The sequence below is a fragment of the Agromyces protaetiae genome, assembly GCF_030866785.1.
Classification (GTDB): domain Bacteria; phylum Actinomycetota; class Actinomycetes; order Actinomycetales; family Microbacteriaceae; genus Agromyces; species Agromyces silvae.
In genome coordinates this window covers 2,125,231-2,149,135 of sequence record NZ_CP133018.1, presented here as the reverse complement: position 1 = coordinate 2,149,135, position 23,905 = coordinate 2,125,231, and the positions used below count along the sequence as shown (strand labels likewise).

The window sequence follows — 23,905 nt, the reverse complement described above, 5'->3', positions numbered from 1 at the left end:
AATATACTGCAATACTCGAAACGGGGTTGGTGTTCGCTGAGTGTTCAGGGAGAGTGGCGTGATCGTCAACAACTTCGCCGGCCGATTCGAGCCTGGTCAGACGCCGTCGAGCGTGGCCGATCAAGTGTTCCGTGCCATGTTGGAGTCGATCGTGGACGGTAGCCTGGTCGCCGGCGCGGCCGTGCACGATCGTGAGTGGGCGGTCGAGCTCGGCGTCTCGCGCACGCCGGTGCGCGAGGCGATTCAGCGGCTCGACGGCCTCGGCCTCCTCGACGTCGCGCCTGCGCGGTACACCCGACTGCGCTCGTTCACGCCGGAGGCGGCCGATCGCGAAGCCCGGGACTGGGCGTCGCTGCACCATGCGCTGATCTCGGCGTTGCACACGGCGCTTCCAGACGGACTGCTCGAGTTCCTCCATGCGATTCGCGAAGCCTTCCGTCGCCTCGTACAGGCGGGGAAAGATGCCTTCGCCGAGCATTTCGCGTTCTTCCAGGCGCTGCGCGAGGCAAGTGCGAGCTACAGCATCCGCCTCGGCGCGACGGCGGCCTCCTATCGTCTTCGGCTCGCCGAGCCGAGCTTGACCCACACGCCAGAAGCGCACGGCGCGCTCCATGCCGGGGTGGTTCGCGCGCTCGCGGGGGAGGGGGCGGAGCATGCCCGGCGATCGCTCGCCTCCTGGGTGCATGGCGGGGTTCGACTCGGTGCATGAGCGAGCCGGGTCGCTCACCCGTGCGGCGGGCGTCGAGGTTGGTTGCAGCTCACGAGAACGGTGTGGTAATATATTCCTGCGGGGCTTCCTTCAGGACCCCGCGGGATCAACACCTCGTCTCGTTCGCGGGGCGAAGCCGAGGCTCCTTTGCAGGGGGCAAGTGTGAAGGAGCCTCGGCGCACCCCGAACGCTCGGGCGTGCGCGTGCCAGCCGCAGTGGGTCACACGCGGTGAGTGATACGCGCTGACCGCAGCATTGATGCGGCTATCCGCGACCAACTTCGTGTGTGGCCGCTGGGTTGTCTGGAGATTCTGAGCCGTCTAGGGGTTCTGAGCCGCCCGACCGCTCGCCAGAAGCGCGAAGACGGGCTGGTCCGCGCCCTGGAACCGAACTTCACCCGGTGGGTGCTCGCGGATGGCCATCTCTGCAGATCCTCTGCAAATCGGGGACTTCCGAAGCAACAAGCCGACATAATGTGCATTATCGGAGGTGCGGGTGTGCGTCCGATCGTGGCGCTGCACGGCAGCCGATGCTGCACACGCGCCATCGCCTCCACTTCACCACTGCGTGGCGAGAGCTTCAGCTGCTGAGGTGGTTGCAGGGCGGCGAGCATACGTCGATGGGCGCTTCGCCCGAGCGCCGCGGCAGCGAATCGACACAGGTCGCTAAACGGACGATTCACACCGTTGTTTACATACCGGGATGCCCCGTGCAGTCCGCCCGCACGCCGCTCTCCGATCCACCTTCTGCGGACGCGCTGTCGCTCGCGACGAGCTTGCCGCCGAAGAAGAGTGCGCACGCGAGCGACCCCGATGCGGCCTCCGCGACGAATCCCCATGGGCCGTCGGTCACGCCGTCCGTGCAGTCGGCCTGCACGACCGTGACGACCGGGCCCGGCTGGGTCATCCGGCGCACCTGCTGAGTGCCGTCGCCACGGAAGACCGGGAAGGTGATCTCGATCGGGGTCGTGTCGTCGTCGGAGGTGACGACGAGGGTCACGAGACCTGGCTCCGCGGGATCGACCGGACAATCGCCGCGTTGCGCGGGCGGGAGCCGGACGAGGTCCGAAGGGTCGGGAATGTCGCCGGGGTCCCAAGCGTCCGCCGTCGGAGCGCCAGTGGCCGGAGCTCCCTCGGTCGGAGACGTCGCGTTCGGCCCGGTGCACGCCGTCGTCGCCGCGATCACGACGAGCGCCCCGGCACAGACAAGCCCCTTCACCCTTGCGCTTCGCATGGCGGTCATCGTAGGGGCCGGATGGCAGGCGGCACCAGATCGCGTTACCTCATCGACGCATGACGCGTGTCGCGACTCGCGGGTTCACATTCGACATCCAGACTCGGCGCGGCCCTACCCTGACCCAGACGGACCTCGTCTCCCGAAGGGAAACCCACGCTCATGTCCACACCGCAGTCCGGATCGGTCTTCGCCTCGTTCTCGCTCGATGCGGAGGGCCTGCCGAAGTCCGCGATCAACACCGTGCGCGCGACACTCGGCATCTCAGGTGCCGTGTCGCTGATCGTCGGCATCCTCATCACCTTCTGGCCGAAGGACTCGGCGATCGCCCTGGCCTTCCTGCTCGGCATCTACTTCATCGTCGCAGGCATCGCCTACCTCGGTCTCGGCATCTTCTCGAAGGGGATCTCGGGCGGAACCCGGGCGCTCGACATCGTCCTCGGCCTGCTGTTCATCGTGGGAGGCGTCGTCACGCTGGCGAACCCGAGCGAGTCCGCGATCATCCTGGGTATCTTCCTCGGCGTGTTCGTCGGAATCCTCTGGATCGTGGAGGGCGTCGTCGCCCTGGTGCAGTCCGGCGACGCCGGGTCACGCGGTTGGGCGATCTTCTTCGGCATCATCAGTGTGATCGCCGGCGTGGTGCTGCTCTTCTCGCCGCTCTGGGGCGCGGTCGTGCTGTTCTGGGTCGCGGGCATCGCGCTGATCGTGCTCGGCATCCTGCAGATCATCCGCGCATTCACCTTCGGACGTCACGCCGCACGCGCGTAGTCGTCGGGACGACACGAGGCCGGCCGGGGCGGATGCCCCGGCCGGCCTCGTGTCGTCAGAGCGACTCCCCCGCTCAGTCGAGCGAGACCGGCCGGAAGCCCGTCACGTCGCCGACGTAGCGCGTGTGGTCGGCCGGCACCGGATCGACCGCGGCCGATGCGACCTCCGCGGCGAACTCCGACACGTTGTACAGGCGGCCCGCGTCCTGCTTGCGGGCCTCGATGGCGCCCGGGTTCGCCCGCTCGAGCAGCGTCGCCGTGATGGTTCCCTCGATCATGTCGCCGGAGACGACGACGAACGAGAGCCCCGCGTCGTTCAGCTCGGGGAGCTTCTCGCGGAGCGCGTCTTCGCCGGCCCGCTTGGACAGCGCCACCGGCTCGTACTCGGGCATGGTCGGCGTCGTGCGGATGAAGTGCGCCTGGTGGCTCGTCACGAACACGATGCGCGCTCCGTCGGCCAGGTGCGGCAGGGCACCCTCGACGACGTTGACCTGCGCATCGCGGTTCAGGCGCATCGCATAGTCCTCGCCGAGGCCGGTCTCCATGCCGCCCGACGCGTTGAGGACGAGCAGGTCGATCTTTCCGAGCTCGGTCTCCGCGCGCTCGAACATCGTCGCGACCGACTCGGGATCGGTGAGATCGGCGCCGACCGCGATCGCGCGGCCACCGCCGGCGGTGATCTCGGCGACGATCTTCTCGGCGCGTGGCGCCTTGCTCCGGTAGTTGATGACGACCGCGGCACCCGCCTCGGCGAGGTAGCGGGCGGTGTCGGCGCCGATGCCCCGGGACGAGCCGGTCACAAGGGCGACTCGACCCTCGAGCGAGCCAGGGGCGAGGGGGTTGGGCACGTGGAAGCTCCTCGTTCACATCGATTGCGGCCGCGGCAGCGGCGGTTCGCACCCGACCCTATCAATCGCCCCGGTCGGACTCCCCGCCCTCCCCCGGCTGCGGACGCCCTGATAGGTTCGAGGTGAGCGGTGCGAAGGAGTCGGATTGTGGATGTGCTCACTCAGTACGCCTGGATCGCCTGGCTGGTGCTGATCCTCGTCTTCGCGACGATCGAGATCTTCACCCTCGAGATGACCTTCCTCATGCTCGCCCTCGGCAGTGTCGCCGGGCTGGTGTCCGGCCTGTTCGGGATTCCCTGGTACGTGCAGTTCGGCATCGCCGCGGTGGTCGCGGTCGCGCTGATCCTCGCGCTCCGGCCGGCGCTGTTGCGAAGACTCAGGCGCGGGGGCGACACGGCCCTCAGCAACATCGACGCGCTGATCGGCGCCGACGGTCAGGTGCTGCGCACGATCACGAGCGTCGGCGGCCAGGTTCGCCTGCAGAACGGTGACATCTGGACGGCGCGACTGTCCCCCATCACCGACCAGACGGATGTCCCGGTGGGCGAGAAGATCCTCGTCACGGGCATCGACGGTGCGACGGCGGTCGTCGTGCCGGTTGAGAGGAGCGCTCAGTAGTGATCGACGTCCCCACCATCATCCTCTGGGTCGTGTTGCTGGCGATCCTGATCTTCGTGATCGTCACGCTCGCGAAGGCGATCCGGATCATCCCGCAGGCCTACTCGGGCGTGGTCGAGCGGCTCGGGCGCTACCACAAGACGCTCTCGCCGGGCCTGAACGTGCTGGTCCCGTTCATCGACCGGCTGCGACCGCTCGTGGACATGCGCGAACAGGTGGTGTCGTTCCCGCCGCAGCCCGTGATCACCGAGGACAACCTCGTGGTCTCCATCGACACCGTCGTCTACTTCCAGGTCACCGACGCCCGGGCCGCGACGTACGAGATCGCGAACTACCTCGGCGCGGTCGAGCAGCTCACGACGACGACGCTTCGAAACGTGGTGGGTGGCCTGAACCTCGAAGAGGCCCTCACGAGCCGTGACAACATCAACGGCCAGCTGCGCATCGTCCTCGACGAGGCCACCGGCAAGTGGGGTATCCGGGTCGGCCGGGTCGAGCTCAAGGCGATCGACCCGCCCATCTCGATCCAGGACTCGATGGAGAAGCAGATGCGCGCCGAGCGCGACCGTCGCGCGGCGATCCTCACCGCCGAGGGCACCAAGCAATCGGCGATCCTCGAGGCCGAGGGGTCGCGGCAGGCGGCGATCCTCAGTGCCGAGGGCGATGCGAAGGCGGCGGTGCTGCGTGCCCAGGGTGAGGCCGAGGCGATCCAGACCGTGTTCCGTGCCATCCATGAGGGCGACGCGGACCCGAAGCTGCTCGCCTACCAGTACCTGCAGACGCTGCCGGAGCTCGCGCAGGGCTCGGCGAACAAGCTCTGGATCGTGCCGAGCGAGTTGACCGAGGCACTGAAGGGCATCGGCAAGGCTTTCACGCCGGGCGCGCCGGCTGCGACCGGCGAACCGGAGCGTCCGGCCGGCACGGCCTGACCGGGCCGTGGGCTCCGGGTATTTCGACCTCGCCCTCCCCCGCGTCCTCGCGCACCGCGGACTCGCGACGAACGTCCCCGAGAACACGGTGCCGGCGTTCCAGGCCGCCCTCGACGCGGGCGCGGGCTACCTCGAGACCGATGTGCGGCTCACCCGTGACGGCGTCGCGGTGCTCGCGCACGATGCGACGTTCGTCTCCGCCGACGGTCGGATCGGCGAGATCGCCGGCTCAGACCTGTCGGATCTGATCGGCCTCGATCTCGGTGGTGCAGGGTTCGTCTCGCTCGCGGACGCGCTCGACGCCTTTCCCCGCGAGCGGTTCAACATCGACGTGAAGGTCGACGAGGCGGTGCCCGCGACGGTCGAGGCGATCCGCCGGGCCGGGGCGATCGACCGGGTGCTGCTCGCGAGCTTCTCCGAGCAGCGTCGCCTGCGCCTCGCGCGCGAGCTCCCGGGCGTCGCGACCTCGCCAGGGCGCAACGGGGTCGCGCGTGTACTGCTCGCCGCGCTCACGCCGAGCCGGCGCGCGATGCGCGCGGCGCTCGCAGGCGCCCGCGCGCTTCAGGCCCCGACCCGGGTCGTCACCGGCCGTCTCGTGCGCGCGGTGCACGCGGCTGGCGCCGAGGTGCACGCGTGGACCGTGAACGATCCGGCCACGATGCGCCGGCTCCTCGATCTCGGCGTCGATGGGCTCGTGACGGATCGATGCGACCTCGCCGTGGCCGTGGTTCGTGAGCGAATCTGAGAATCCCCCGGAAAAGTCCAGGGCCCGGAAAGGGAATGCCCAGCTTGATCGTTTATACCTAGAGACGATCGAGAGGAGACGCCATGGCAGACCGGAGCCTTCGGGGCATGCGTATCGGTTCGCAGAGCTTGCAGAGCGAAGACGGGGTGGTGTTCGCCGACCGTGCGGAATACACCTACCGTTGTGAGCACTGCAGCCGCGACACGGTGATGACGTTCTCGACCGAGGCCGAGCTTCCCGACAGCTGGGAGTGCCGGTTCTGCGGTCATGCCGCCACGCTGCTCGTCGACTCCAGGCCGGTCGAGATCGACCGGTCGGGTGAGAAGGTCGCCCGTACACACTGGGACATGCTGCTCGAGCGCCGTACCCGTGCCGAGCTGGAGGAACTGCTCGAAGAGCGGCTCCAGTGGCTCCGCGCACGTCGCGGTCAGCAGAAGAGCGCCTGACCCTCCGCACCCGTTCTACTCAGACGCCGGTTCGTCCCCCACGGACCGGCGTTCTGCATGTCCGGGTGCCGTCACGGGATCGTGGCGACGCCGCGCGAGCACACCCGCCGCGATGAGCGTCACGAGCGCGAGCGTCGTGATGGTGCCGGGGATCCACGAGCCGAGCACGACGGCTGGCGTGAGTCCCGTGCGGAGCGGGACATCCGTCACCATGGCCCCCGGCTCGTCAGCCGGGAGCGCGTCGATCGTCTCGCCGTCCGCGGTCATCACCTGGCTCGTGCCGACCGTGGAGATGTTCACGACCGAGCGGCCAGTCTCGATCGCGCGAAGCCGTGCGATCGCGAGCTGCTGCAGGTTCTCATCGGTGCCGCGGAAGTCGGCGTTGTTCGTCTGCAGGAAGTAGACCTCCGCGCCGTCGCGCGCGCCCTCCCAGATGACGTCGTCGTAGATCACGTCGAAGCAGATCGCGAGGCCGGCGAGGGTCGGGCCCACGTCGAACACGGGCGGTTGCGTGCCGGCCGAGTAGCCGCGCTGCACGAGCGAGATCAGGTCGGGCGCGAAGAACATGTAGAAGTCGCGGTCGGGGATGTACTCGCCGAATGGCACCGGGTGCCGCTTGGAGTACTCCTGGACCGCCCCCTCCCCCGCGACCCAGTTCAAGGACGTGTTGAAGAACCGCGCGTCGTCGCCCTCGCCCGTCGTGGTGACGGTGTTCACGATCACCGGTCCGTCGATCGCTGCCGAGAGATCGTCGAGCACCTGAGCCGTGGCCCGGTCGCGCATGGGGTCGATGTCGACCGAGCCTTCGGGCCAGACGAGCACGTCGATGCCCGGCTCGTCGAGGATGGGCCGCGTCGCCTCGAGCTGGCTCGCAAGGATGTCGCCGCGCTCGCGCGCGTCGAAGTACCCCGCAGGCCCATTGCCCTGCACGCTCGCGACGCGAAGCTCTCCGGACGCCGTCGTCGGCCAGGCGGGCAGCGCGACGGCGATCACCGTCGCCAGTACCGCGGGAAGGAGGGTGCGCAGATCCCGCCAGCCGCGGAGCCTCACCCATTCGATCGCCGCCGCGACGATGAAGACCATCACGGCGCTGAGCCCGGTCTGGCCGATCCAGGACACCACCTCGGCGAACGGGCTGAGCGCCTGGCTGTGTGCGGCGCGTGCCCAGGGGAACCCGCCGTACGGAACGGTGCCGATCGCGACCTCCCGCGCGACCCACAGCCCCGCGACGATCGCCGGGAGCGCGGCGAGCCGCACCCACGTGCTCGGCCAGGCGCGGGGAACCCACCGGTACGCGAGGGCGATCGCCAGGGCGCCGACCGCCACGAACGCCGCCTCGAGCAGCGACAGCGCGAGCCATGGCACCGGGCCGAGGTACCGGCTCGTCCAGTCGACGTGCAACAGGTAGAAGGTCGCACCGAACACGAAACCGACCAGGAGCGCGCCGCCGGCCGAGCGGCCGATGAGCGAGAGCAGTGCGAGCGCGATGCCAGCGAACGCGAACGGCCAGATCCCGGCCTCCGGGAACCCGAGGTCGTAGACCACGCCGCCACCGGCGGCGACCGGGATCGCGGCCCACCACGGCAGCAGCGGGCGCGGACGGTCGGGCATGATGATCAGCCTAAGCGAGCCCGGCGAGGCATCCGACCACGACGGCGCGCCCGCTCAGGCCGGCGCGCCGTCGGCGACGACGCCGCGACGCACGGCGTCGATGGCGGCGCGTGCCGTCGCGCCCAGCTCGGCCTCAGCGACGATCGAGATCTGGTCGAGCAAGTCGATGACCTGCTTCGTCAGCCGTACGAAGTCGCCGGCGGCGAGCTCGATCGACTCGAGCACGGTGCCGAGGCTTGCGCCGCGCGCCCACAGCCACATCGCCTGCGAGAGCGCGGGCGACGGGGGCTCGCTGCCCGCGAGCCGGTGGTCGCGTTCGAGATCGTCGAGCGTCGCCCACACGTCGCCGGTGCGGTCGAGCGCACCGCGGAACAGTCCCTTCGGCAACTGGAACTCGACGCCGCGGTCGTCGCGGCGAGGCTCGTAGACGAGCGCGGCCGCCATCGCCGCGATGCCCGCGGAGTCCAGGCCGTCCCAGAGGCCGCGGCGCAGGCACTCCGCCACGAGCAGGTCGCGTTCGCCGTAGATGCGTTTCAGGATCCGGCCGGCCGACGTGGAGACCAGCTCACCGTTCCGGTCGCGTTCGAGGTAGCCGAGCTCGCGGAGCACGTCGCTCACCCGGTCGAAGCGCTTGGCCACCTGGCCGGTGCGACTGTGGATCTGCGACTGCAGCTGGTCGTGCTCACGCTTCAGCCGCCACCACCGCTCGGCCCAGCGCGCGTGGGCCTCGCGTTCGGCGCAGCCGTGGCACGGGTGGGCGCGCATGGCCTTGCGCACCGACGCGATCTCGCGCTGGATCTTCTCGCGCTGCGCGTGGGTCGGGTTGCCCTTCGCGGCCTGCCGCTCGAGCTCGGCGATCCGCCTCCGGAGCGCCGCATACTCGCCGAAGTCGCCCAGGTGGCACTGCATGGCCTGCTCGTAGCCGGCCATGGATTCCTCCTGCTTGCGCAGGGTGCGGGCGAGGTCGACGACGGCGCGGTCGGCCTGGAACTGGGCGAACGAGAGCTCGAGGATCTGTCGCGTCCGCTCCCGGCCGAACTGGTCGACGAGGTTCACCGCCATGTTGTAGGTGGGCTTGAAGCTCGAGTTGAGCGGATAGCTGCGCCGAGAGGCGAGTGAGGCGACGGCCTCGGGGTCGAGGCCGTCGACCCACTGGATGACCGAGTGACCCTCGACGTCGATGCCGCGCCGGCCCGCGCGGCCGGTGAGCTGCGTGTACTCCCCCGGCGTGATCGGCACGCGCGCCTCGCCGTTGAACTTCTCGAGCTTCTCGAGCACGACCGAACGCGCGGGCATGTTCACGCCGAGTGCGAGCGTCTCGGTCGCGAAGACGACCTTGACGAGCTTGGCCTGGAAGAGCTCCTCGACGATCTCTTTGAAGGCCGGCAGCATGCCGGCGTGGTGCGCGGCCACGCCGCGCTCGAGCCCCTCGAGCCACTCCCAGTAGCCGAGGACGGCCAGGTCTTCGTCGCGGAGCATCCGGGCGCGCGCTTCGACGACCTGGCGGATCTCCTCACGTTCGGCCGTGTCGGTCAGCCGGATGCCGCTGCGGAGGACCTGCCGCACCGCCTGGTCGCACCCCGCGCGCGAGAAGATGAACACGATGGCGGGCAGCAGATGCTTCGCCTGCAGCATCGCCACGACCTCGGGACGATCGAGGCGGCTGCCCTGGCTCGGCTGGTGGAAGCGGCCGCGGTCGCCGCCGCGGCGTCCGCGCTGCGACCTCGTGCCGATCGACCGCCCGCCCGCGCGCGCGAGCTGCTGCAGCTCGGGGTTCACCCGGTGCGTGGCGGCCTGACCGCTCGAGTCGAACAGGTCGACCATCTTCTGCCGCACGAGGACGTGCTGCTCGAGCGGCACCGGCCGTTCCTCGGAGACGATCACGTCGGTGTCGCCGCGGACCGCCTGCAACCAGTCGCCGAACTCCTCGGCATTGGACACCGTGGCGCTCAGCGAGACCAGCCTCACGCGTTCGGGGAGGTGGATGATGACCTCTTCCCAGACCGCGCCGCGGAAGCGGTCGGCCAGGTAGTGCACCTCGTCCATGACGACGTAGGCGAGCCGGTCGAGCAGCGGCGAGTCGGCGTAGAGCATGTTGCGCAGCACCTCGGTCGTCATGACCACGATGCGCGCGCCGGAGTTCACGTTCGTGTCGCCGGTCAGCAGCCCCACCTGGTCGGCGCCCCAGCGGTCGGCGAACTCCTGATACTTCTGGTTCGAGAGCGCCTTGATCGGCGTCGTGTAGAACACCTTCTCGCGGTCGCCCGCCATGGCGAGAAAGACGGCGAACTCGGCCACGACGGTCTTGCCCGCACCGGTGGGTGCGGCGACGAGGACGCTCCGGCCCTCATCGAGCGCCGCGCACGCGGCGCGCTGGAAGGGGTCGAGGTCGAAGCGCTGCTCCGCGGCGAACTCCCCCAGCCTCGGCTGCCGTCGCTGCTGTCGGGAAAGCGCGTACCGTTCGGCCGGGGAAAGGCTCATGCGTCAAGCCTAGACAAGCACGCCCGACTAGATCGCCGTGCCGAACTCCTCACGCTGCCTGCGCTCGACACGCCGATCGTGCAGATGCGCGATGAACCACGCCGCGAAGTAGAGCCCGATCATCGGGATCGCGAGCAGAAACATCGAGACGACGTCGGCCGACGGTGTCGCGAACGCCGTGAACAGCACGATCACGAGGATCGCGATCCGCCAGGCCTTGATGATGCCCGCAGCGCTCAGCACCCCGGCGAAGTTCAGCAGCACGATGAAGGCGGGCACGACGAAGGCGATACCGATCGCGAGCACGAGCTTCAGCACGAAGTCGATGTACTCGCGCGCGGTCAGCAGCGACATCGAGCCGTCGGGCACGAAGCTCGTGAGCAGCTTGACGATGTTCGGCAGGACGAACCAGCCCGCGGCGCAGCCGGCGAAGAACAGTGGAATGGCGGACAGGAAGAACCCCAGCGTGAACCGGCGCTCACGGGTGTTCAGGCCCGGCACGAGGAAGGCGAAGATCTGGTAGAGCCACACCGGCGCCGAGACGACGATGCCGATCGTGAAGGCGATCTGCAGCCGGAGGTCGAACGCGCTCGCGATCGTCGGGAAGGTGAGCGCCGTCTCGATGTCGAGGCCGTCGGCCGCACGCGCTTCCGCGACGCGCTGGACCGGGTCCTGGATCGCGTCCCACACGAACCAGTCGGTGAGCAGCCAGCCGACGACGCCACCGACCACCACCGCGATCGCCGAGACGAACAGCCGCCGGCGCAGCTCGATGAGGTGCGCGGCAAGCGACATCCGTCGCTCACGATTGCGCGCACCGCGACCTTTCACGGTGGTCACGGGCGTCAGGATACGGTGCCGGAGTCCGTGCCGCCGGCGGCCTTCTTCGGGTGCGCGTCGGCCGACGGCACGTCGGCCGAGCGATTCGCGCGGGGCGTGTCACCGTCGTCGTCGACGGTGTCGGCGTCGGCCTTGTCCGACCGGACCTCGCTCTTCAGGATCTTCATCGACTGGCCGAGGCTCCGCGCGAGCGCGGGGAGCTTCGGCGCACCGAACAGCAGCAGGATGACCACGAGGATGATCAGCGCATGCCAACCGGTGAAGCCTTGCCACATGGGGTTCGTCCAATGCTCGCCGAAAAACGTCTGTTCGGGTCAGTCTACCGGCTCGGATGCGGGTCGCGAGCGTTCAGGCTCCGGATGCCTCGGCCGAGGCCGCCAGACCGGCCGCCGCCCATTCGGCGACGACGGCGCGCGCCTCGGCCGGGGCGACGACGGTCACGAGGCCGGGCAGTCCCGCCACGAGCCGCTTGAGCCCGTGGTAGTGCGCGAGTCGGAGGGTCACCCGGGAGCGGCCTTCGACCTCGTCGGCGCTGGCGTCGGCGAGATAATCGGCGATGAGCGGGAGTGCGTCGGGGACCACGTCGACGACGACGTCGAGATCCGTATCCGAGCCGTGGAAGAGCGCTTCCGAGAACTCGTGACCGGAGTGGTCGCCGATCGGCAGATCGCTGACGAGCAGTGCGCTCATCCGGTCGACCCGGAAGTTCCTGACGTCCTCACGGGTGTGGCAATAGGCCTGGAGGTACCAATCGGCGCCCAGCGACGCGATGCGGAGCGGGTCGACGGTGCGTCGGCCGCGTTCGCCGATCGCGTTGCGGTAGTCGAACTCGAGCTGCCGCCCTTCGGTGACCGCGCGCCGGGCGAGCGCGAGTGTCTCGTCGGCCGCGGTCTCGGCGACGGCGAGCCGGGTCGGCTCGGCCGACGCGCCGGCGGTGAGTTTTGCGAGCAGCGCGGGCAGCTGCGTGCTTCCCGCGTTCTCGGGCAGCGCCGACAGGTACTGGAGGCCCGCGATCAGCGCCGCCGCTTCACGAGCTGAGAGCCGCGGCGCATCGTCGATCGCGACGTGGTGCACGATGACGATCACGTCGTCGTCGTCGAACGCGTCCCAGTCGATGTCGAACAGGTCGTTCGGTTGGTAGGTGCCGGTCGCGCCGGGAAGCCCCGAGGTCGCGATGAGCCGAACGGCGTCGCGGAGCTCGCGTTCCGTGACGCCGAAGTGCTGGGCGGCGGTCGGGACGTCGACGACGCGCTGCTCGAGGAGGTACGGGACCAGCGACAGCAGGAAGACGAGCTGATCGGGCGCCGTCCGGCCCTTCTGCTGAGCCATCAGTCCCCGCTCCCATCGCCGGCGGCACCCGTGTCGTCGCGGTGCGCGGCGTACACGCGGCCGAGCCGCTCGCGCACCGCGGCGGTGAGCGTCGCGGGCGCGAGCACGCGCACCTCGGGGCCATAGCCCGCCAGCTCGTCGGCGAAGACCGCGGCGTCGGTGTAGTGCAGGCGGATCACGCCCGCGTCCTCATCGCGTTCGACGGCACGACGGCCCAGCCGGACCTCGGCGTCGCTGCCGGCACTGACCGCGAGGTCCGCGATGTTCCGCTGTCTGAGCGCGTCGAGCTCGGCGAGGATGCGGTCCTGCACGCCGGGCTCGGCGGCGTCGAAGGTCGCGCCCGCGACGGGGTCGACGGGTCCGGTGATCCGTGAGAGCAGGAACGTCCGAGGCGCATCCACCCCGTGGTCGTACGCGTGGAGATGCCAGCGGCCCTCGTGGAACACGACCGCGAGCGGATCGACAGTGCGCAGTCGCGGCTCCGCCGAACCCGGCTTGAAGTACCGGAATCGCACGGTCTGCCGCCGGTCGAGGGCTCGACGGAGCGGTTCGAACGCGGCATCGCGCACGCGCAGCCGCGGGGCGTAGCCGATCACCGGCTCGCGCGGCTCGATGCCGAGCGCGCGGAGCTTCGTCAGCGCGCGCTGCGAGTCCTCTGAGAGTGAGGCCTCCCGCCAGACCTCAGCCGCGAGACCCAGGAGCGCGACCTCGTCCGGCGTGAACCGCACGGTGTCGGGCAGCTCGTACCGGCCCTTCGGAATCCGATAGCGCAGCGATTGGTTGTCGCCTGGCCGGTCGGGCGACTCGATCGTCTCCAGAGGGATGCCGCGATCACGGATGGCATCCTTGTCGCGCTCGAACTGCCGTTCGAGGTTGGTGTTCGAACCCGGCTCGACGTACTTCTCCGCGTACCCGCGCACGGTGGACAGGATCTCGCTCTTCAGCAGTCCGGACTCCGTCGCGAGCAATGCGAGGACCAGGCTGAACTGGCGGTCGACCGCCGCCACCTGCGGCGCACGGCGCACCGCTTCTTCCCCGTCCACAGCAGCGATCATAGTGCTCGGCGGGCGCGACGCACCGGGCGGTCGACGCGCGCCGCGCACCGTCGAGCGTTCAGGCCACGCCCAGGATGTCGATGACGTAGAAGATCACGTCGGAGCCGTCTTCGGGCACCACGATCACGCCGACCTGCGAGCCGACGGTCTGACCGATGAGCTCCTCGGAGAGTCCGGGCGGCGCCTGCGCGCTCCCGTCTTCGGAGACCACGAACAGGCCCGGCGTGCCGCTCTCCCAGCTCGATTGAGTGACCTCGCCGCTCGCCCAGTTCACCGCCGTGTACTGCACGAGCAGCTGGTCCCCGCTCTCGACGGTCTCGCCGCTGCCGCGCTTGAGCACCTCGGTCTGCGTCGAGGCGGGCGGGTCCGCGTTCGGCACGGTGACCCCCGGCTGTCCGTTCGGGGCGAGCACGACCGCCGGGAAGCCGTCGCGGGACAGGGCGACAGCGCCATCGGCGCGACCCGGGAAGGCGCGTGCGACGTCCATGACGACCACCACACTGTCGCCGGGCTGGATGCCGACGCTCGGGTTGCCCTGCTCGCCGAACGCCGCCTCTGCGGGTGCGACCACCACGACGCGCGATCCCTCGCGTGCGCACCCGAGTGCGACGTTGAACGCCTCCGGTGTGTTCGGGACGTACGGCAGGAGCACCTGTTCCGACGCGCCGAACCCGCTCGCGATCGCGAGCTCGCCCGACGCACCGCTGAAGTATGCGAGACCGACCTCAGCCACCTGACCCTCTTGGAGGTAGTCGCCTTCGCCCTCGATGACCTCGGTGCATTGCGTCTCGGCCGGGCTGAGCGGCGTCGGGAACGACACGCGCGGCATCTCGCCGAACTCGCCACGTACAGTGACCGCCGACGACGAGTCTCCGGGGGTCGCGGCTGGGGCCGAGGCGCTCGCACAGCCTGCGAGCGCGATGACGGCGACGCCGGCGGCGGCGATGAGCGCGAGTGACGAGCGCACTGATCCTCGTTTCTTCGGTGGGAGCGGCCTTCGGCCGGCGGCTCCGGGAGGGGTGGAACGGGCGATGAAAGCCTACCGGGGTTCGCCCGGCGCCTCGTCGGCAGCGGGCTCGGGGTCGGAGTCGGACTCTCGAGCGAGCGACGCGGCGGTGTTCGCGGCGCGGACCCGCTTTCGCAGGATCTTGGCGCTCACGGCGCGTTCGCCGAGTGCGCCCGGCGTCCACGCCTCGACGTCCTCATCGCTGAACTCGGTCTTCGACGGACGACGTTTGAGCTCGGGCAGCACGGTGCCTGGTGCCAACCGTCGCGCGGTCAGCAGGAAGCCGGTGTGCGCGATCATGCGGTGATCGGGACGGACGGCGAGCCCTTGCACGTGCCATCCGCGCACCATGGTCTCGTTGGCCGCCGGCTCGGTGTACGCGCCGGTCGCCCGGATCGCCTCGGCGACCCGCGACAGTTGCGTCACCGTCGCGACGTAGCAGAGCAGCACGCCACCGGGCTTGAGCGCATCGGTGACGGCGCCGAGCACCTCCCACGGCGCGAGCATGTCGAGCACGACCCGGTCGGCGGATGCCTCGGCGGCGGTCTCGGGCAACGCCTCCGCCAGGTCGCCGAGCGTGATCGACCAGTTCTCGGGCAGCGCACCGTGGAACGTCTCGACGTTGCCGCGCGCGACGTCGGCGAACTCCTCGCGCCGCTCGAACGACATCAGCCGGCCCTGCGGGCCGATCGCGCGCAGCAGCCAGAGCGAGAGCGCCCCCGAGCCGACGCCCGCCTCGACCACCGTGGCGCCGGGGAAGATATCGGCGTGCGCGAGGATCTGCGCCGCGTCCTTCGGGTAGACGATCGCCGCGCCGCGTGGCATCGACATCACGAAGTCGCTCAGCAGCGGCCGCAGCGCGAGGTACTCCACGCCGACCTGGTTGGTGACCACGGAGCCGTCGGGCAGGCCGATCAGATCGTCGTGCGGGAGGGTGCCCTTGTGCGAGTGGAAGACCTTGCCCGGTTCGATGGCGATCGTGTGCATCCGGCCCTTCGGGCCCGTCAATTGCACGCGATCGCCCGCCCGGAACGGCCCGCTGCGCTCGCCTCGTCCGCCGAATGACTGCGTGTCGGTCACGAGGTCTCCTTCGAGGCATCCGTCATGGCACCCGCCGGGACATCCGTCGCCCGGCCGAGGTTGCGGCCCGCACCGCGGCGCACCTGCGCGACCGCGTCGGCGACGTCGCCGGCCGTGCGGCCCTCGAGCCCGTCCCAGAGCAGATCGGCCGCCGTGCCCGAGAGGTCCTGGAGGTTCGGCAGTCCGATCGTGACGGCGCCCGAAGCTGCGGCCGAGGTGACGCCGGCGCGCGAGTCCTCGAACGCGACGCAGTCGGCGATGTCGACGCCGAGCAGCTCCGCGGCGCGCAGGTACGGCTCAGGATGGGGCTTCGGCTCGGTCACCTCGTCGCCGGGGACGATCAGGTCGAATGCGTCGAACGGGATCGCGGCGACGATGTCCTCGGCCATCCGGCGCACGGACATCGTCACGAGCGCTGACGGCACCGAGGCCTCGCGCAGCGCGTTCAGGAGCTCCCTCGCGCCAGGGCGCCAGGGCACGCCGCGCTCGGCCACGAGCTCCCGGACCCGGTCGGTCAGGCGGTTCACGATGGCGTCCGGCTCGAGGTCGACGCCGTGCCGGCGGAACAGCTCAGCCGACTCCCAGAGGCCCAGGCCGATGACCTGCAGCCCGTCCTCATGGGTCCAGGTGAGGCCGAACGAGGCGAAGAGCTCGACCTCCGCGGCCATCCAGTACGGTTCGGTATCGACGAGCGTGCCGTCCATGTCCCAGAGGGCGGCGGCGGGCAGGGGCGAAGTCACAACGGGCTAGTCTACGGGCAGCGCCTATTCTGGAAAATGAGACCCCGGAGGCTCCGGGGCGGGAAGCGAGACGACGACTCGTGCAACATCCCACCGTGTTCGGCAACCGAAGGCTCCTCATCGTCGCCTTCGAAGGATGGAACGACGCGGGCGAGGCCGCCTCGAGCGCGGCACGACTGCTCGCCGAACAGCTGCAGCTCGTCGAGTACGCCGCCGTCGACCCCGAGCTCTACTACGACTACCAGTTCAACCGGCCGACGATCGTGACCGGCGAAGACGGCACGCGCGAGCTCGCCTGGCCGGGCGCCACGCTGCTCGGGCCGGACGCGAGTGCCGCAGGGCGCCCCGAGAGCGACCTGGGGCTCGGCAGCGAGAAACTGCACGTGCTGATCGGCGCTGAGCCCGCGCGCAGCTGGAAGGCGTTCGCGGCGGAGCTCGTCGACGCCGCGCTCGCGGCCGACGTCGAGGGCGTCGTGTTCCTGGGGGCCATGCTCGCCGACGCCCCGCACACCCGACCGCTGATCGTCTTCGCCTCGAGCGAGAACTCCGATGTCCGCGACGTGCTCGGCGTCGACCGTCCGGGGTATGAGGGACCGGTCGGGGTGCTCACCGTGCTCGCCGACCAGGCTGAGCGTGCGGGGCTGCCGACGGTGTCGCTCTGGGTCTCGGTCCCGCACTACGTGCACAACGCGCCGTCACCGAAGGCGGTGATCGCGCTGCTCGGCAAGCTCGAGGAGCTGACGGGCCTCTCGATCCCCCGCGGCACGCTCGAGGCCGACGCACAGGCCTGGGAAGCCGGCGTCGATGCGCTCGCGTCGGACGACGAGGACATGGCGGGATACATCGCCCAGCTCGAGCAGGCCCGCGACGCGGTCGACGCCCCCGAGGCGAGCGGCGACGCCATCGCGCTGGAGTTCGAGCGCTACCTGCGCCGGCGCGGCGACGGCGGTCGCGCCGACGGTCGTGGCGGCGACGGTCGGGGCGGCGACGAGCCCTGGCGCCCGCGCGACAGCTGACGAAGCCCGGCCGTCGTCGTCAGGGCTGGATGACGCCCGCCGCGAGCAGCCACATGATGACGCCGCCGAGCACGATCCGGTAGATCACGAACGGCAGGAAGCTGCGCTTCGAGATGTAGTTCATGAAGAACGCGATCACGACCAGGCCGACCACGAAGGCGACGAGCGTCGCGGCCGCGGTCTCGATCGGGCCGTAGACCGACGGCTCGCCGATGCTCTTGAACACCTGGTAGAAGCCGGAGCCGAACACCGCGGGGATGGCGAGCAGGAAGGCGTAGCGGGCCGCAGCGGGACGCTCGTAGCCCATCAGCAGGCCGGCGGTGATCGTGCCGCCCGACCGGGAGACGCCGGGGATCAGAGCGAGTGCCTGCGCGAAGCCGAACACGACGCCGTGGCCGACCGTCAGCTGGTCGAGCTTGCGGACCTTGCTGCCGGCCCAGTCGGCGAGGCCGAGGATGATGCCGAAGACGATGAGCATGGTCGCGACGATCCAGAGCGACCGGAACGTGGTCTCGATCTCGTCCTGGAACAGCAGCCCGAGCACGACGATCGGCACCGAGCCGACGATGATCAGCCATCCCATGCGCGCGTCTGGATCGTTCCGGGGCACGCGGCCCGTGAACGACCCGAACCAGTGCGAGACGATCCGCACGATGTCGCGCCAGAAGAACACCACGACGGCCGCTTCGGTGCCGATCTGGGTGATCGCGGTGAACGCCGCACCCGGGTCCTGCGCGCCCGGCAGGAACTCGCCGAGGATGCGCAGGTGCGCGCTCGACGAGATCGGCAGGAACTCCGTCAGGCCCTGGACGAGGCCGAGGATGAGCGCTTCGAGCACGTGAGGGTCCTCCTTCCGCCCCGCAGGCGGCTGCGGGAACGAGGTGCACGGAATGAGACCTGCTCTGGTCTGCTGGTTCGTGGGTCAGTAGTCGCGAAGCAGATCCCGAAGGACCCGACTACCGAAGGTTAGCGCGTCGAGCGGCACACGCTCGTCAACCCCGTGGAAGAGCGCCGGGAAGTCGAGGTCGCTCGGCAGGCGCAACGGCGCGAAGCCGTACCCGCGGATGCCGAGGCGGCTGAGCGACTTGTTGTCGGTGCCGCCCGAGAGCAGGTACGGGAAGACCGGTGCGCCCGGATCGTGGGCCTGCAGCGAGCGGCGCACGGCGTCGACGAGCGGGCCGGACGTGGGCGACTCGAGGCCGACGTCGCGGTGCACGATCTCGATCTCGATGTCGTCGCCGACGAGGCGCTGCACCTCGGCGAGCACCGCGTCCTCTTCGCCTGGCAGCGTGCGGATGTCGACGAGCGCCTCGGCCCGGTCGGGGATCACATTGTGCTTGTACCCGGCGGTGAGCCCGGTGGGATTGGCCGTGGTGCGCAGCGTCGCGGTGATGAATCCGGAGGCGGAGCCGGCCGCGAGGGCCAGCTCGTCGGGTGCCGTCTCTGCCGGATCCACGCCGAGCACCCGCGCGATCTCGCCGAGCAGCTCCTCGGTCGTGTCGGTGAGCCGCAGCGGCCACTCGCGCTCGCCGAGCCGCGCGATCGCGGCGGCGAGCCGAGTGATGGCGTTCTCTCGGATGAGCCGGGAGCCGTGCGCGGCGACACCGTGCGCCACGAGCCGGATCCAGAGCAGGGACTTCTCCCCCGTCTGCAGCAGGTACGCGCGTTGCCCGCCGACCTCGATCGAGTACCCGCCGACCTCGCTGATCGCCTCGGTCGCGCCGGCGAAGAGTTCGGGGTGCGTGTCGACGAGCCAGCTCGCGCCGAACTGACCGCCGGCCTCCTCGTCGGCGAAGAACGCCACGACGAGGTCACGCTCGGGCTGGCCGCCGCCGTCGAGCACGTCGCCGAGCGCGGTCAGGATCATGGCGTCCATGTCCTTCATGTCGACGGCGCCGCGACCCCAGAGCATGCCGTCCTTGATCTCGCCGCCGAACGGGTCGACGGTCCATTTTCGCGGGTCGGCGGGGACGACGTCGAGGTGCCCGTGCAGCACCAGCGCGGGCTTCTCGGGGTTCCGGCCGGGCACGCGTGCGACCACGCTCGCTCGGCCGGGGGCGGATTCGAAGAGCTCGGGCGCCAGACCGAGCGTGCGCAGCCGCGCCTCGACATACTCGGCGGCCTCGCGCTCGCCATTTGAGCGCCCCTCGCCGAAGTTCACGGTGTCGAGACGGATGAGATCGCGTGCGATGATCGCGGTCTCGGACAGCTCGATCGCGGGGGTCTCGGTGACGGATGCCTCGGCCATGTGCTCCACGCTATCGTGCGCGTCCAGGGCCGCTGTCGGGCGTCCCGCAGTGGTGAAATGGCTCTCGCAAACCGTGCTAATGTCTTCTACGGCCCGCTGAGCGATCACGGGCCGAGACAACGCGCGGGTGGCGGAAATGGCAGACGCGCTAGCTTGAGGTGCTAGTGCCCTAACGGGCGTGGGGGTTCAAGTCCCCCCTCGCGCACGCGTTGTCGAAAGGCCGGGTCGATCACGACCCGGCCTTTCGTGTTTCCGGTCACGGCGTGGGCCAGCCCGGGGCTATTGGGGTTCAGAGGACAACAGAGCTGATGTCTGATCAGGTCGGCCGCGTAGGAGCCTGGGATCAGGTCGTCAAGTCGTGGAGGGCTCGGCGATAGGCATCGGGGGTGATGCCGGTGGCAGCTCGGAGATCGCGTGTGAGGTGAGACTGATCGGTGTAGCCAAGATCTGCAGCGATAGCCGCGAGATCGTCATCGGGCCGGGTAGCCAGGGTGAGGGCGACTTCCTGGAGGCGGATACGACGGCTCAACCACTTCGGCCCATGCCCCAGCGTGTCGATGCAGGCGCGCTGAATAGTCCGCTCGCTCCGCGCGAAACGCTCAGCAAGCGTCGGGCCGATTCTCCGGTGGATGCGATCCCGCAACTCGTCCAACACCTCGTTCGCGAGCAATCCCGCCGGTGTCGGTGCGTGCTTCATAAGAACGCCTGCGATCGCGCGGTCTGCCGCTCGTGCGCGTTCGCCGGGGTCGGAACCGGCGGCGATGGTGCGCATGAGCGTATGCAGGCGAGAGTCGAGCATGGCGGTGAGCGGTACTGTGGCATCGGCCACGTGCGGCGGGGCGAGATCGCTGAGCACAGCCAGCCCTGCCGGCCGTAGCCGGATCGCGAATACCTGCCCGGTGCCCTGGATGATGCGTCGCCACGCACGACCATGCACCCCGGTGACCACAAGCGGTGCAGGCACATCGCCCTCCTCGACGGTCACGTTCACCGCGGGCAAGTCGATGATCGGCTGATCCAACCGTTCGCCCTCATCCAGTGCCCACGAGACATGCCAGTACTGATCGACCACCGCCGACACGGCCGGATCGGGTGCGATCCAACTCGCGGCATATCGTGCCAGCCGATCCGGATAGAGCACACCGGATCGCTCTGAGTCGGTGATCGAGCGCTCACGCGCATCACGGCTGACGGTCACGGCCACCATCCTCCCAGGCGGCCTCGCCAAGCTGTCGCTTTTTTGCTATTGCGGGCTCGCCCACTCGGGCGAAATTGGAGATGTGGGAAGCACGAACTACACCGGCACTTTCATCCAGGTTGCAGACGACTGCCCGGTCGAGACGGCGAGTGCACCGCCTGTCAGCGGCAAGGCTCTGACCGTGGCGGCGTTGCAGTACGCGCTCATCTCAGCACATCCTTACGAGTTCACCAGCGACGATGTGCTGTTTGAGGTGTATGCGACCCGCCAATCCATACCCTTCGAGGATCGCACCGCCGCGCGGGAGGCGTTCTTCGCCAAAGACCAGGCCTGCATGCGAGCCTCTCCGCTGGGTAAGCGGTACGGCTGGGGCATCCATCACGACGACGACGGCCGGATTGCTCTCGTGCCGCTCGGCTCCGACGAATACCGATCCTTTGCCGCTGATTCCTCGAAGAAGCAGCTCAAAGCGATGCGCTCGAAGCGAGCCTGACGGGAGTCTCCATGCTCACTGCGTTCGCTCATCTGAATCGGCCGGCCGTCACCTTGGCAGCCCTCGCCTAGTACGTGCTGGGCGCAGCCTGGTACGCCCCGTTCGTCGCCGATCGGAGCCGCTACGCAAGCGACATGTCGTGCGTAAGCTCGACTGTTGCCGGCGGCCGAGCGTCCTCCTCCGGGTTGCCGTATTCGAACGTATGTTCGAAGATGTACTGGTGAGTCTTGTAGCGGCTGCGTCCCCCGACACCCGGTTCGACCGGGTCGGCGAGCTGCAGTCGCGCATCCGCGGCATGGAGGCGCGCAAGCTCGACGCGAAGTCCGTCCCGACCCACCCCGCCCTCGCCGCGGTGCTGCCCGGCAGGAGCCTCCGCGAGGGCACGGTGGTGCAGGCCGTCGGCTCGACCAGCCTGCTCATGTCCTTGCTCGCCGGGCCATCGGCGGCCGGCCGTTGGACCGCGGTCGTCGGCCTGCCCGACTTCGGCGTCGAGGCCGCCGCGCGATTCGGCATCGCGCTCGAACGGCTCGTGCTGGTCCCGGATCCCGGCCGGCAGTGGCTCACGGTCACGGCCGCGCTCGCCGATGTGATCCCGGTGGTGGCCGTCCAGCCCATCGGCCGGCTCTCCCCCGCCGAGACGTCGCGGTTCACCGCGCGGCTCAGACAGCGCGGCGGCGTGCTCATCGCCGCGGGCGAGTGGCCTGGCGCCGACACGGTGCTCGAGGTCGGCGAGAGCGGCTGGAGCGGACTCGAGCTGGGCCACGGAGCGCTCACCGAACGCGAGGTGGTCGTCCGTACCGCCGGCCGCGGCGGTCTCGGCCGCCCGGCGCACGCGAGGCTGCGGCTCCCCGACCTGTCGCGTGGCGCCTCGGTCGCCCCCGACCGCGCACCGGCCGAACGACCCGCGGCGCCCGCCGCCGACCTCGCCTCGGCGGGCGAGGTCGCGCACGTCGACTTCCGCAGAGCGGGCTGAGATGCGTACCATCGTGCTCTGGTGCCCCGACTGGCCGGTGTTCGCGGCGATCCGCGAGCACGGCCTCGACGACGGCGCCGCGGTGGTCCTCACCGACGGCGGAGCCGTCTTCGCGTGCTCGGCCACGGCCCGCCGCGACGGCGTGACCCGCGGGCTCAAGCTCCGCGAGGCGCAGCTGCGCTCCCCCGCACTGACCGTGCTGCCCTACGACGCCGCACTCGATGCGCGCGCCTTCGAGCCCGTCGTCCGGCTCATCGAGGAGGCGGTGCCCGGCGTGCAGCTGGTCCGCCCCGGCACGATCGCGATGCGCGCGCGAGGGCCGGTGCGCTACTACGGCGGTGAGGAGTCCGCCGCCCGTGCGCTGCTCGAGACCGCGGCCACGGCGGACGTGCCGCACGCGCGCGTCGGCGTCTCCGACGGCCCCTTCGCCGCCGAGCAGGCGGCGCGCAGCACGCGCGACGCCGTCATCGGGATCGTGCCGCCCGAGGCATCCGCCGCGTTCCTGGCGCCGCTCCCCGTGCGGCTCGTCGTCGACCCGCGTACCGCGACCCTGCTGAACCGGCTCGGCGTGCGGACGCTCGGCGAGTTCGCCGCGCTGCCCGTCGCCGACGTGCGCCGCCGGTTCGGCGCGGCCGGGGCGTTCGCGCACGATCTCGCCGCGGGCCGGGAGGCGACGCGCGTCGACCCGCGCACGCCACCGCCCGACTTCGCGGTCGAGCAGGAGTTCGAGCCGCCGCTCGACCGCGTCGACCAGCTCGCGTTCGCGTTCCGTGTGCGCGCCGACGAGTTCATCGACCGGATGCGCGCCACCCGGCTGGTGTGCACCGCGATCCGGGTCGACCTCGACGACGAACGCGGCGGGCATTCGAGCCGCGAATGGCTGCATCCCCGGTGGTTCACGGCGGCCGATGTGATCGACCGGATCCGCTGGCAGCTGCAGGGCGCGAGCAGCGCCGAAGCGGGCCTCGCCTCGCCGATCGTGCGTGTTCGGGTCGTGCCGGAGCGCGTCGACTCCACCGGCAACCACGAGGACGGACTCTGGGGCGGCGGGCCCGACGAGCGTGTGCACCACGGGCTCACCCGGGTGCAGAGCATGCTCGGCCACGAAGCCGTCGCGACGCCCGCCGTCGTCGGTGGGCGGCTGCTCGCCGACCGGCAGGTGCTCGTGCCTTGGGGCGACCCCGCGCCCGCTCCCGCTGCCGCACCGTGGCCCGGGAGCCTGCCCACTCTCGCACCAGCCAGCGTCTTCCGCGAGCGGCCTCCCGTGACGCTCGTGGATGACGCCGGGGCATCCGTCTCGATCGACGCGCGGGGCAATCTGCCCGCGCCGCCCGTGAAATTCTCGGCCGCCGCGCTGAACGGCCGACCGCGACCGATTCGGGCCTGGGCCGGCCCATGGCCCATCGTCGAACGCTGGTGGGACGCCGAACGCGCGAGACGCGTGCACCGCTTCCAGATCGTCGACGCCGACGGCTGCGCCTGGCTGCTCGTCCACGACGACGACGGCTGGCAGGCCGAGGCGAGGTACGACTGATGACCG

General features: G+C 70.1%; 24 protein-coding genes and 1 tRNA gene. 11 read left to right on the top strand and 14 right to left on the bottom strand.

What is annotated here, in order from left to right; translation table 11 throughout:
* The first annotated feature begins 58 nt into the window (after positions 1–58).
* Positions 59–709 carry a GntR family transcriptional regulator gene (locus QU602_RS09965; RefSeq protein ID WP_308796286.1) on the top strand — a complete coding sequence of 217 codons (651 nt, stop codon included), beginning with the start codon at positions 59–61 and terminating at the stop codon, positions 707–709.
* 690 nt (positions 710–1,399) lie between these two features.
* On the opposite strand, the gene QU602_RS09960 is transcribed toward QU602_RS09965, so the two are convergent.
* On the bottom strand, positions 1,400–1,708 hold the full coding sequence (locus tag QU602_RS09960; RefSeq protein ID WP_308796285.1) for a hypothetical protein: 309 nt from the start codon (positions 1,706–1,708) through the stop codon (positions 1,400–1,402).
* 396 nt (positions 1,709–2,104) lie between these two features.
* Here QU602_RS09960 and QU602_RS09955 point away from each other — a divergent pair, with 396 nt between their 5' ends.
* The gene (locus tag QU602_RS09955; protein WP_308796284.1) at positions 2,105–2,710 is read left to right on the top strand and encodes an HdeD family acid-resistance protein; all 606 of its coding nucleotides are present in this window, start codon (positions 2,105–2,107) and stop codon (positions 2,708–2,710) included.
* 73 nt (positions 2,711–2,783) lie between these two features.
* Here QU602_RS09955 and QU602_RS09950 read toward each other — a convergent pair whose 3' ends face one another.
* On the bottom strand, positions 2,784–3,557 hold the full coding sequence (locus QU602_RS09950; RefSeq protein WP_308796283.1) for an SDR family oxidoreductase: 774 nt from the start codon (positions 3,555–3,557) through the stop codon (positions 2,784–2,786).
* Between the two features lie 147 nt (positions 3,558–3,704).
* Between QU602_RS09950 and QU602_RS09945 the strand changes: the two genes are divergently transcribed.
* From QU602_RS09945 to QU602_RS09930, 4 genes are all read left to right on the top strand, one after another.
* Positions 3,705–4,175 carry an NfeD family protein gene (locus QU602_RS09945; RefSeq protein ID WP_308796282.1) on the top strand — a complete coding sequence of 157 codons (471 nt, stop codon included), beginning with the start codon at positions 3,705–3,707 and terminating at the stop codon, positions 4,173–4,175.
* A complete protein-coding gene (locus QU602_RS09940) occupies positions 4,175–5,104 on the top strand; it encodes an SPFH domain-containing protein (RefSeq protein WP_308796281.1) in 930 nt (309 codons plus the stop codon). Before QU602_RS09945 ends, QU602_RS09940 begins: the two co-directional genes overlap by 1 nt.
* A gap of 7 nt (positions 5,105–5,111) precedes the next feature.
* Positions 5,112–5,849 carry a glycerophosphodiester phosphodiesterase family protein gene (locus QU602_RS09935; RefSeq protein WP_308796280.1) on the top strand — a complete coding sequence of 246 codons (738 nt, stop codon included), beginning with the start codon at positions 5,112–5,114 and terminating at the stop codon, positions 5,847–5,849.
* A gap of 83 nt (positions 5,850–5,932) precedes the next feature.
* Complete coding sequence (locus QU602_RS09930) at positions 5,933–6,295, top strand: RNA polymerase-binding protein RbpA (RefSeq protein ID WP_308796279.1); 363 nt, start codon at positions 5,933–5,935, stop codon at positions 6,293–6,295.
* A 15-nt stretch (positions 6,296–6,310) separates the two neighbouring features.
* On the opposite strand, the gene lnt is transcribed toward QU602_RS09930, so the two are convergent.
* The 9 genes from lnt to QU602_RS09885 form a co-directional block, all read right to left on the bottom strand.
* Positions 6,311–7,906, bottom strand: coding sequence for an apolipoprotein N-acyltransferase (lnt, locus tag QU602_RS09925; protein WP_308796277.1), 1,596 nt, complete (start codon positions 7,904–7,906; stop codon positions 6,311–6,313).
* Between the two features lie 54 nt (positions 7,907–7,960).
* Positions 7,961–10,387: a DEAD/DEAH box helicase gene (locus QU602_RS09920; protein WP_308796276.1), complete on the bottom strand. Its 2,427-nt coding sequence runs from the start codon at positions 10,385–10,387 to the stop codon at positions 7,961–7,963.
* A gap of 27 nt (positions 10,388–10,414) precedes the next feature.
* Positions 10,415–11,227, bottom strand: coding sequence for a twin-arginine translocase subunit TatC (tatC, locus tag QU602_RS09915; RefSeq protein WP_308796275.1), 813 nt, complete (start codon positions 11,225–11,227; stop codon positions 10,415–10,417).
* A gap of 5 nt (positions 11,228–11,232) precedes the next feature.
* The gene (gene tatA, locus QU602_RS09910; protein ID WP_308796274.1) at positions 11,233–11,502 is read right to left on the bottom strand and encodes a twin-arginine translocase TatA/TatE family subunit; all 270 of its coding nucleotides are present in this window, start codon (positions 11,500–11,502) and stop codon (positions 11,233–11,235) included.
* Between the two features lie 73 nt (positions 11,503–11,575).
* A complete protein-coding gene (locus tag QU602_RS09905; RefSeq protein ID WP_308796273.1) occupies positions 11,576–12,556 on the bottom strand; it encodes a helix-turn-helix transcriptional regulator in 981 nt (326 codons plus the stop codon).
* Complete coding sequence (locus tag QU602_RS09900) at positions 12,556–13,599, bottom strand: helix-turn-helix transcriptional regulator (protein WP_308796272.1); 1,044 nt, start codon at positions 13,597–13,599, stop codon at positions 12,556–12,558. The genes QU602_RS09905 and QU602_RS09900 overlap by 1 nt, the downstream gene beginning before the upstream one ends.
* A gap of 70 nt (positions 13,600–13,669) precedes the next feature.
* The gene (locus QU602_RS09895) at positions 13,670–14,578 is read right to left on the bottom strand and encodes an FKBP-type peptidyl-prolyl cis-trans isomerase (RefSeq protein WP_308796271.1); all 909 of its coding nucleotides are present in this window, start codon (positions 14,576–14,578) and stop codon (positions 13,670–13,672) included.
* A 72-nt stretch (positions 14,579–14,650) separates the two neighbouring features.
* A complete protein-coding gene (locus tag QU602_RS09890) occupies positions 14,651–15,697 on the bottom strand; it encodes a tRNA (adenine-N1)-methyltransferase (RefSeq protein ID WP_308796270.1) in 1,047 nt (348 codons plus the stop codon).
* Positions 15,694–16,437: an HAD family hydrolase gene (locus QU602_RS09885; protein WP_308796268.1), complete on the bottom strand. Its 744-nt coding sequence runs from the start codon at positions 16,435–16,437 to the stop codon at positions 15,694–15,696. Before QU602_RS09885 ends, QU602_RS09890 begins: the two co-directional genes overlap by 4 nt.
* An 80-nt stretch (positions 16,438–16,517) precedes the next feature.
* Between QU602_RS09885 and QU602_RS09880 the strand changes: the two genes are divergently transcribed.
* Positions 16,518–17,453: a proteasome assembly chaperone family protein gene (locus QU602_RS09880; RefSeq protein ID WP_308796267.1), complete on the top strand. Its 936-nt coding sequence runs from the start codon at positions 16,518–16,520 to the stop codon at positions 17,451–17,453.
* A gap of 19 nt (positions 17,454–17,472) precedes the next feature.
* On the opposite strand, the gene QU602_RS09875 is transcribed toward QU602_RS09880, so the two are convergent.
* Positions 17,473–18,291 carry an undecaprenyl-diphosphate phosphatase gene (locus QU602_RS09875; protein ID WP_308796266.1) on the bottom strand — a complete coding sequence of 273 codons (819 nt, stop codon included), beginning with the start codon at positions 18,289–18,291 and terminating at the stop codon, positions 17,473–17,475.
* Between the two features lie 84 nt (positions 18,292–18,375).
* A complete protein-coding gene (locus QU602_RS09870) occupies positions 18,376–19,701 on the bottom strand; it encodes a M20/M25/M40 family metallo-hydrolase (RefSeq protein ID WP_308796265.1) in 1,326 nt (441 codons plus the stop codon).
* A gap of 121 nt (positions 19,702–19,822) precedes the next feature.
* Between QU602_RS09870 and QU602_RS09865 the strand changes: the two genes are divergently transcribed.
* Positions 19,823–19,906 (top strand) — tRNA-Leu (locus QU602_RS09865).
* A gap of 138 nt (positions 19,907–20,044) precedes the next feature.
* Here QU602_RS09865 and QU602_RS09860 read toward each other — a convergent pair.
* Positions 20,045–20,899, bottom strand: coding sequence for a helix-turn-helix domain-containing protein (locus tag QU602_RS09860; protein WP_308796264.1), 855 nt, complete (start codon positions 20,897–20,899; stop codon positions 20,045–20,047).
* A gap of 82 nt (positions 20,900–20,981) precedes the next feature.
* Between QU602_RS09860 and QU602_RS09855 the strand changes: the two genes are divergently transcribed.
* The 3 genes from QU602_RS09855 to QU602_RS09845 all read left to right on the top strand — a co-directional run bounded on the left by QU602_RS09855 (position 20,982) and on the right by QU602_RS09845 (position 23,899).
* Positions 20,982–21,392, top strand: a complete 411-nt coding sequence (locus QU602_RS09855; RefSeq protein WP_308796263.1) for a DUF6157 family protein — start codon at positions 20,982–20,984, stop codon at positions 21,390–21,392.
* 220 nt (positions 21,393–21,612) lie between these two features.
* Positions 21,613–22,365 carry a hypothetical protein gene (locus tag QU602_RS09850; RefSeq protein WP_308796262.1) on the top strand — a complete coding sequence of 251 codons (753 nt, stop codon included), beginning with the start codon at positions 21,613–21,615 and terminating at the stop codon, positions 22,363–22,365.
* A 1-nt stretch (position 22,366) separates the two neighbouring features.
* Positions 22,367–23,899 (top strand): DNA polymerase Y family protein, encoded by a 1,533-nt coding sequence (locus QU602_RS09845; protein ID WP_308796261.1) that lies wholly within the window; start codon positions 22,367–22,369, stop codon positions 23,897–23,899.
* The last annotated feature ends 6 nt before the right edge of the window (positions 23,900–23,905 follow it).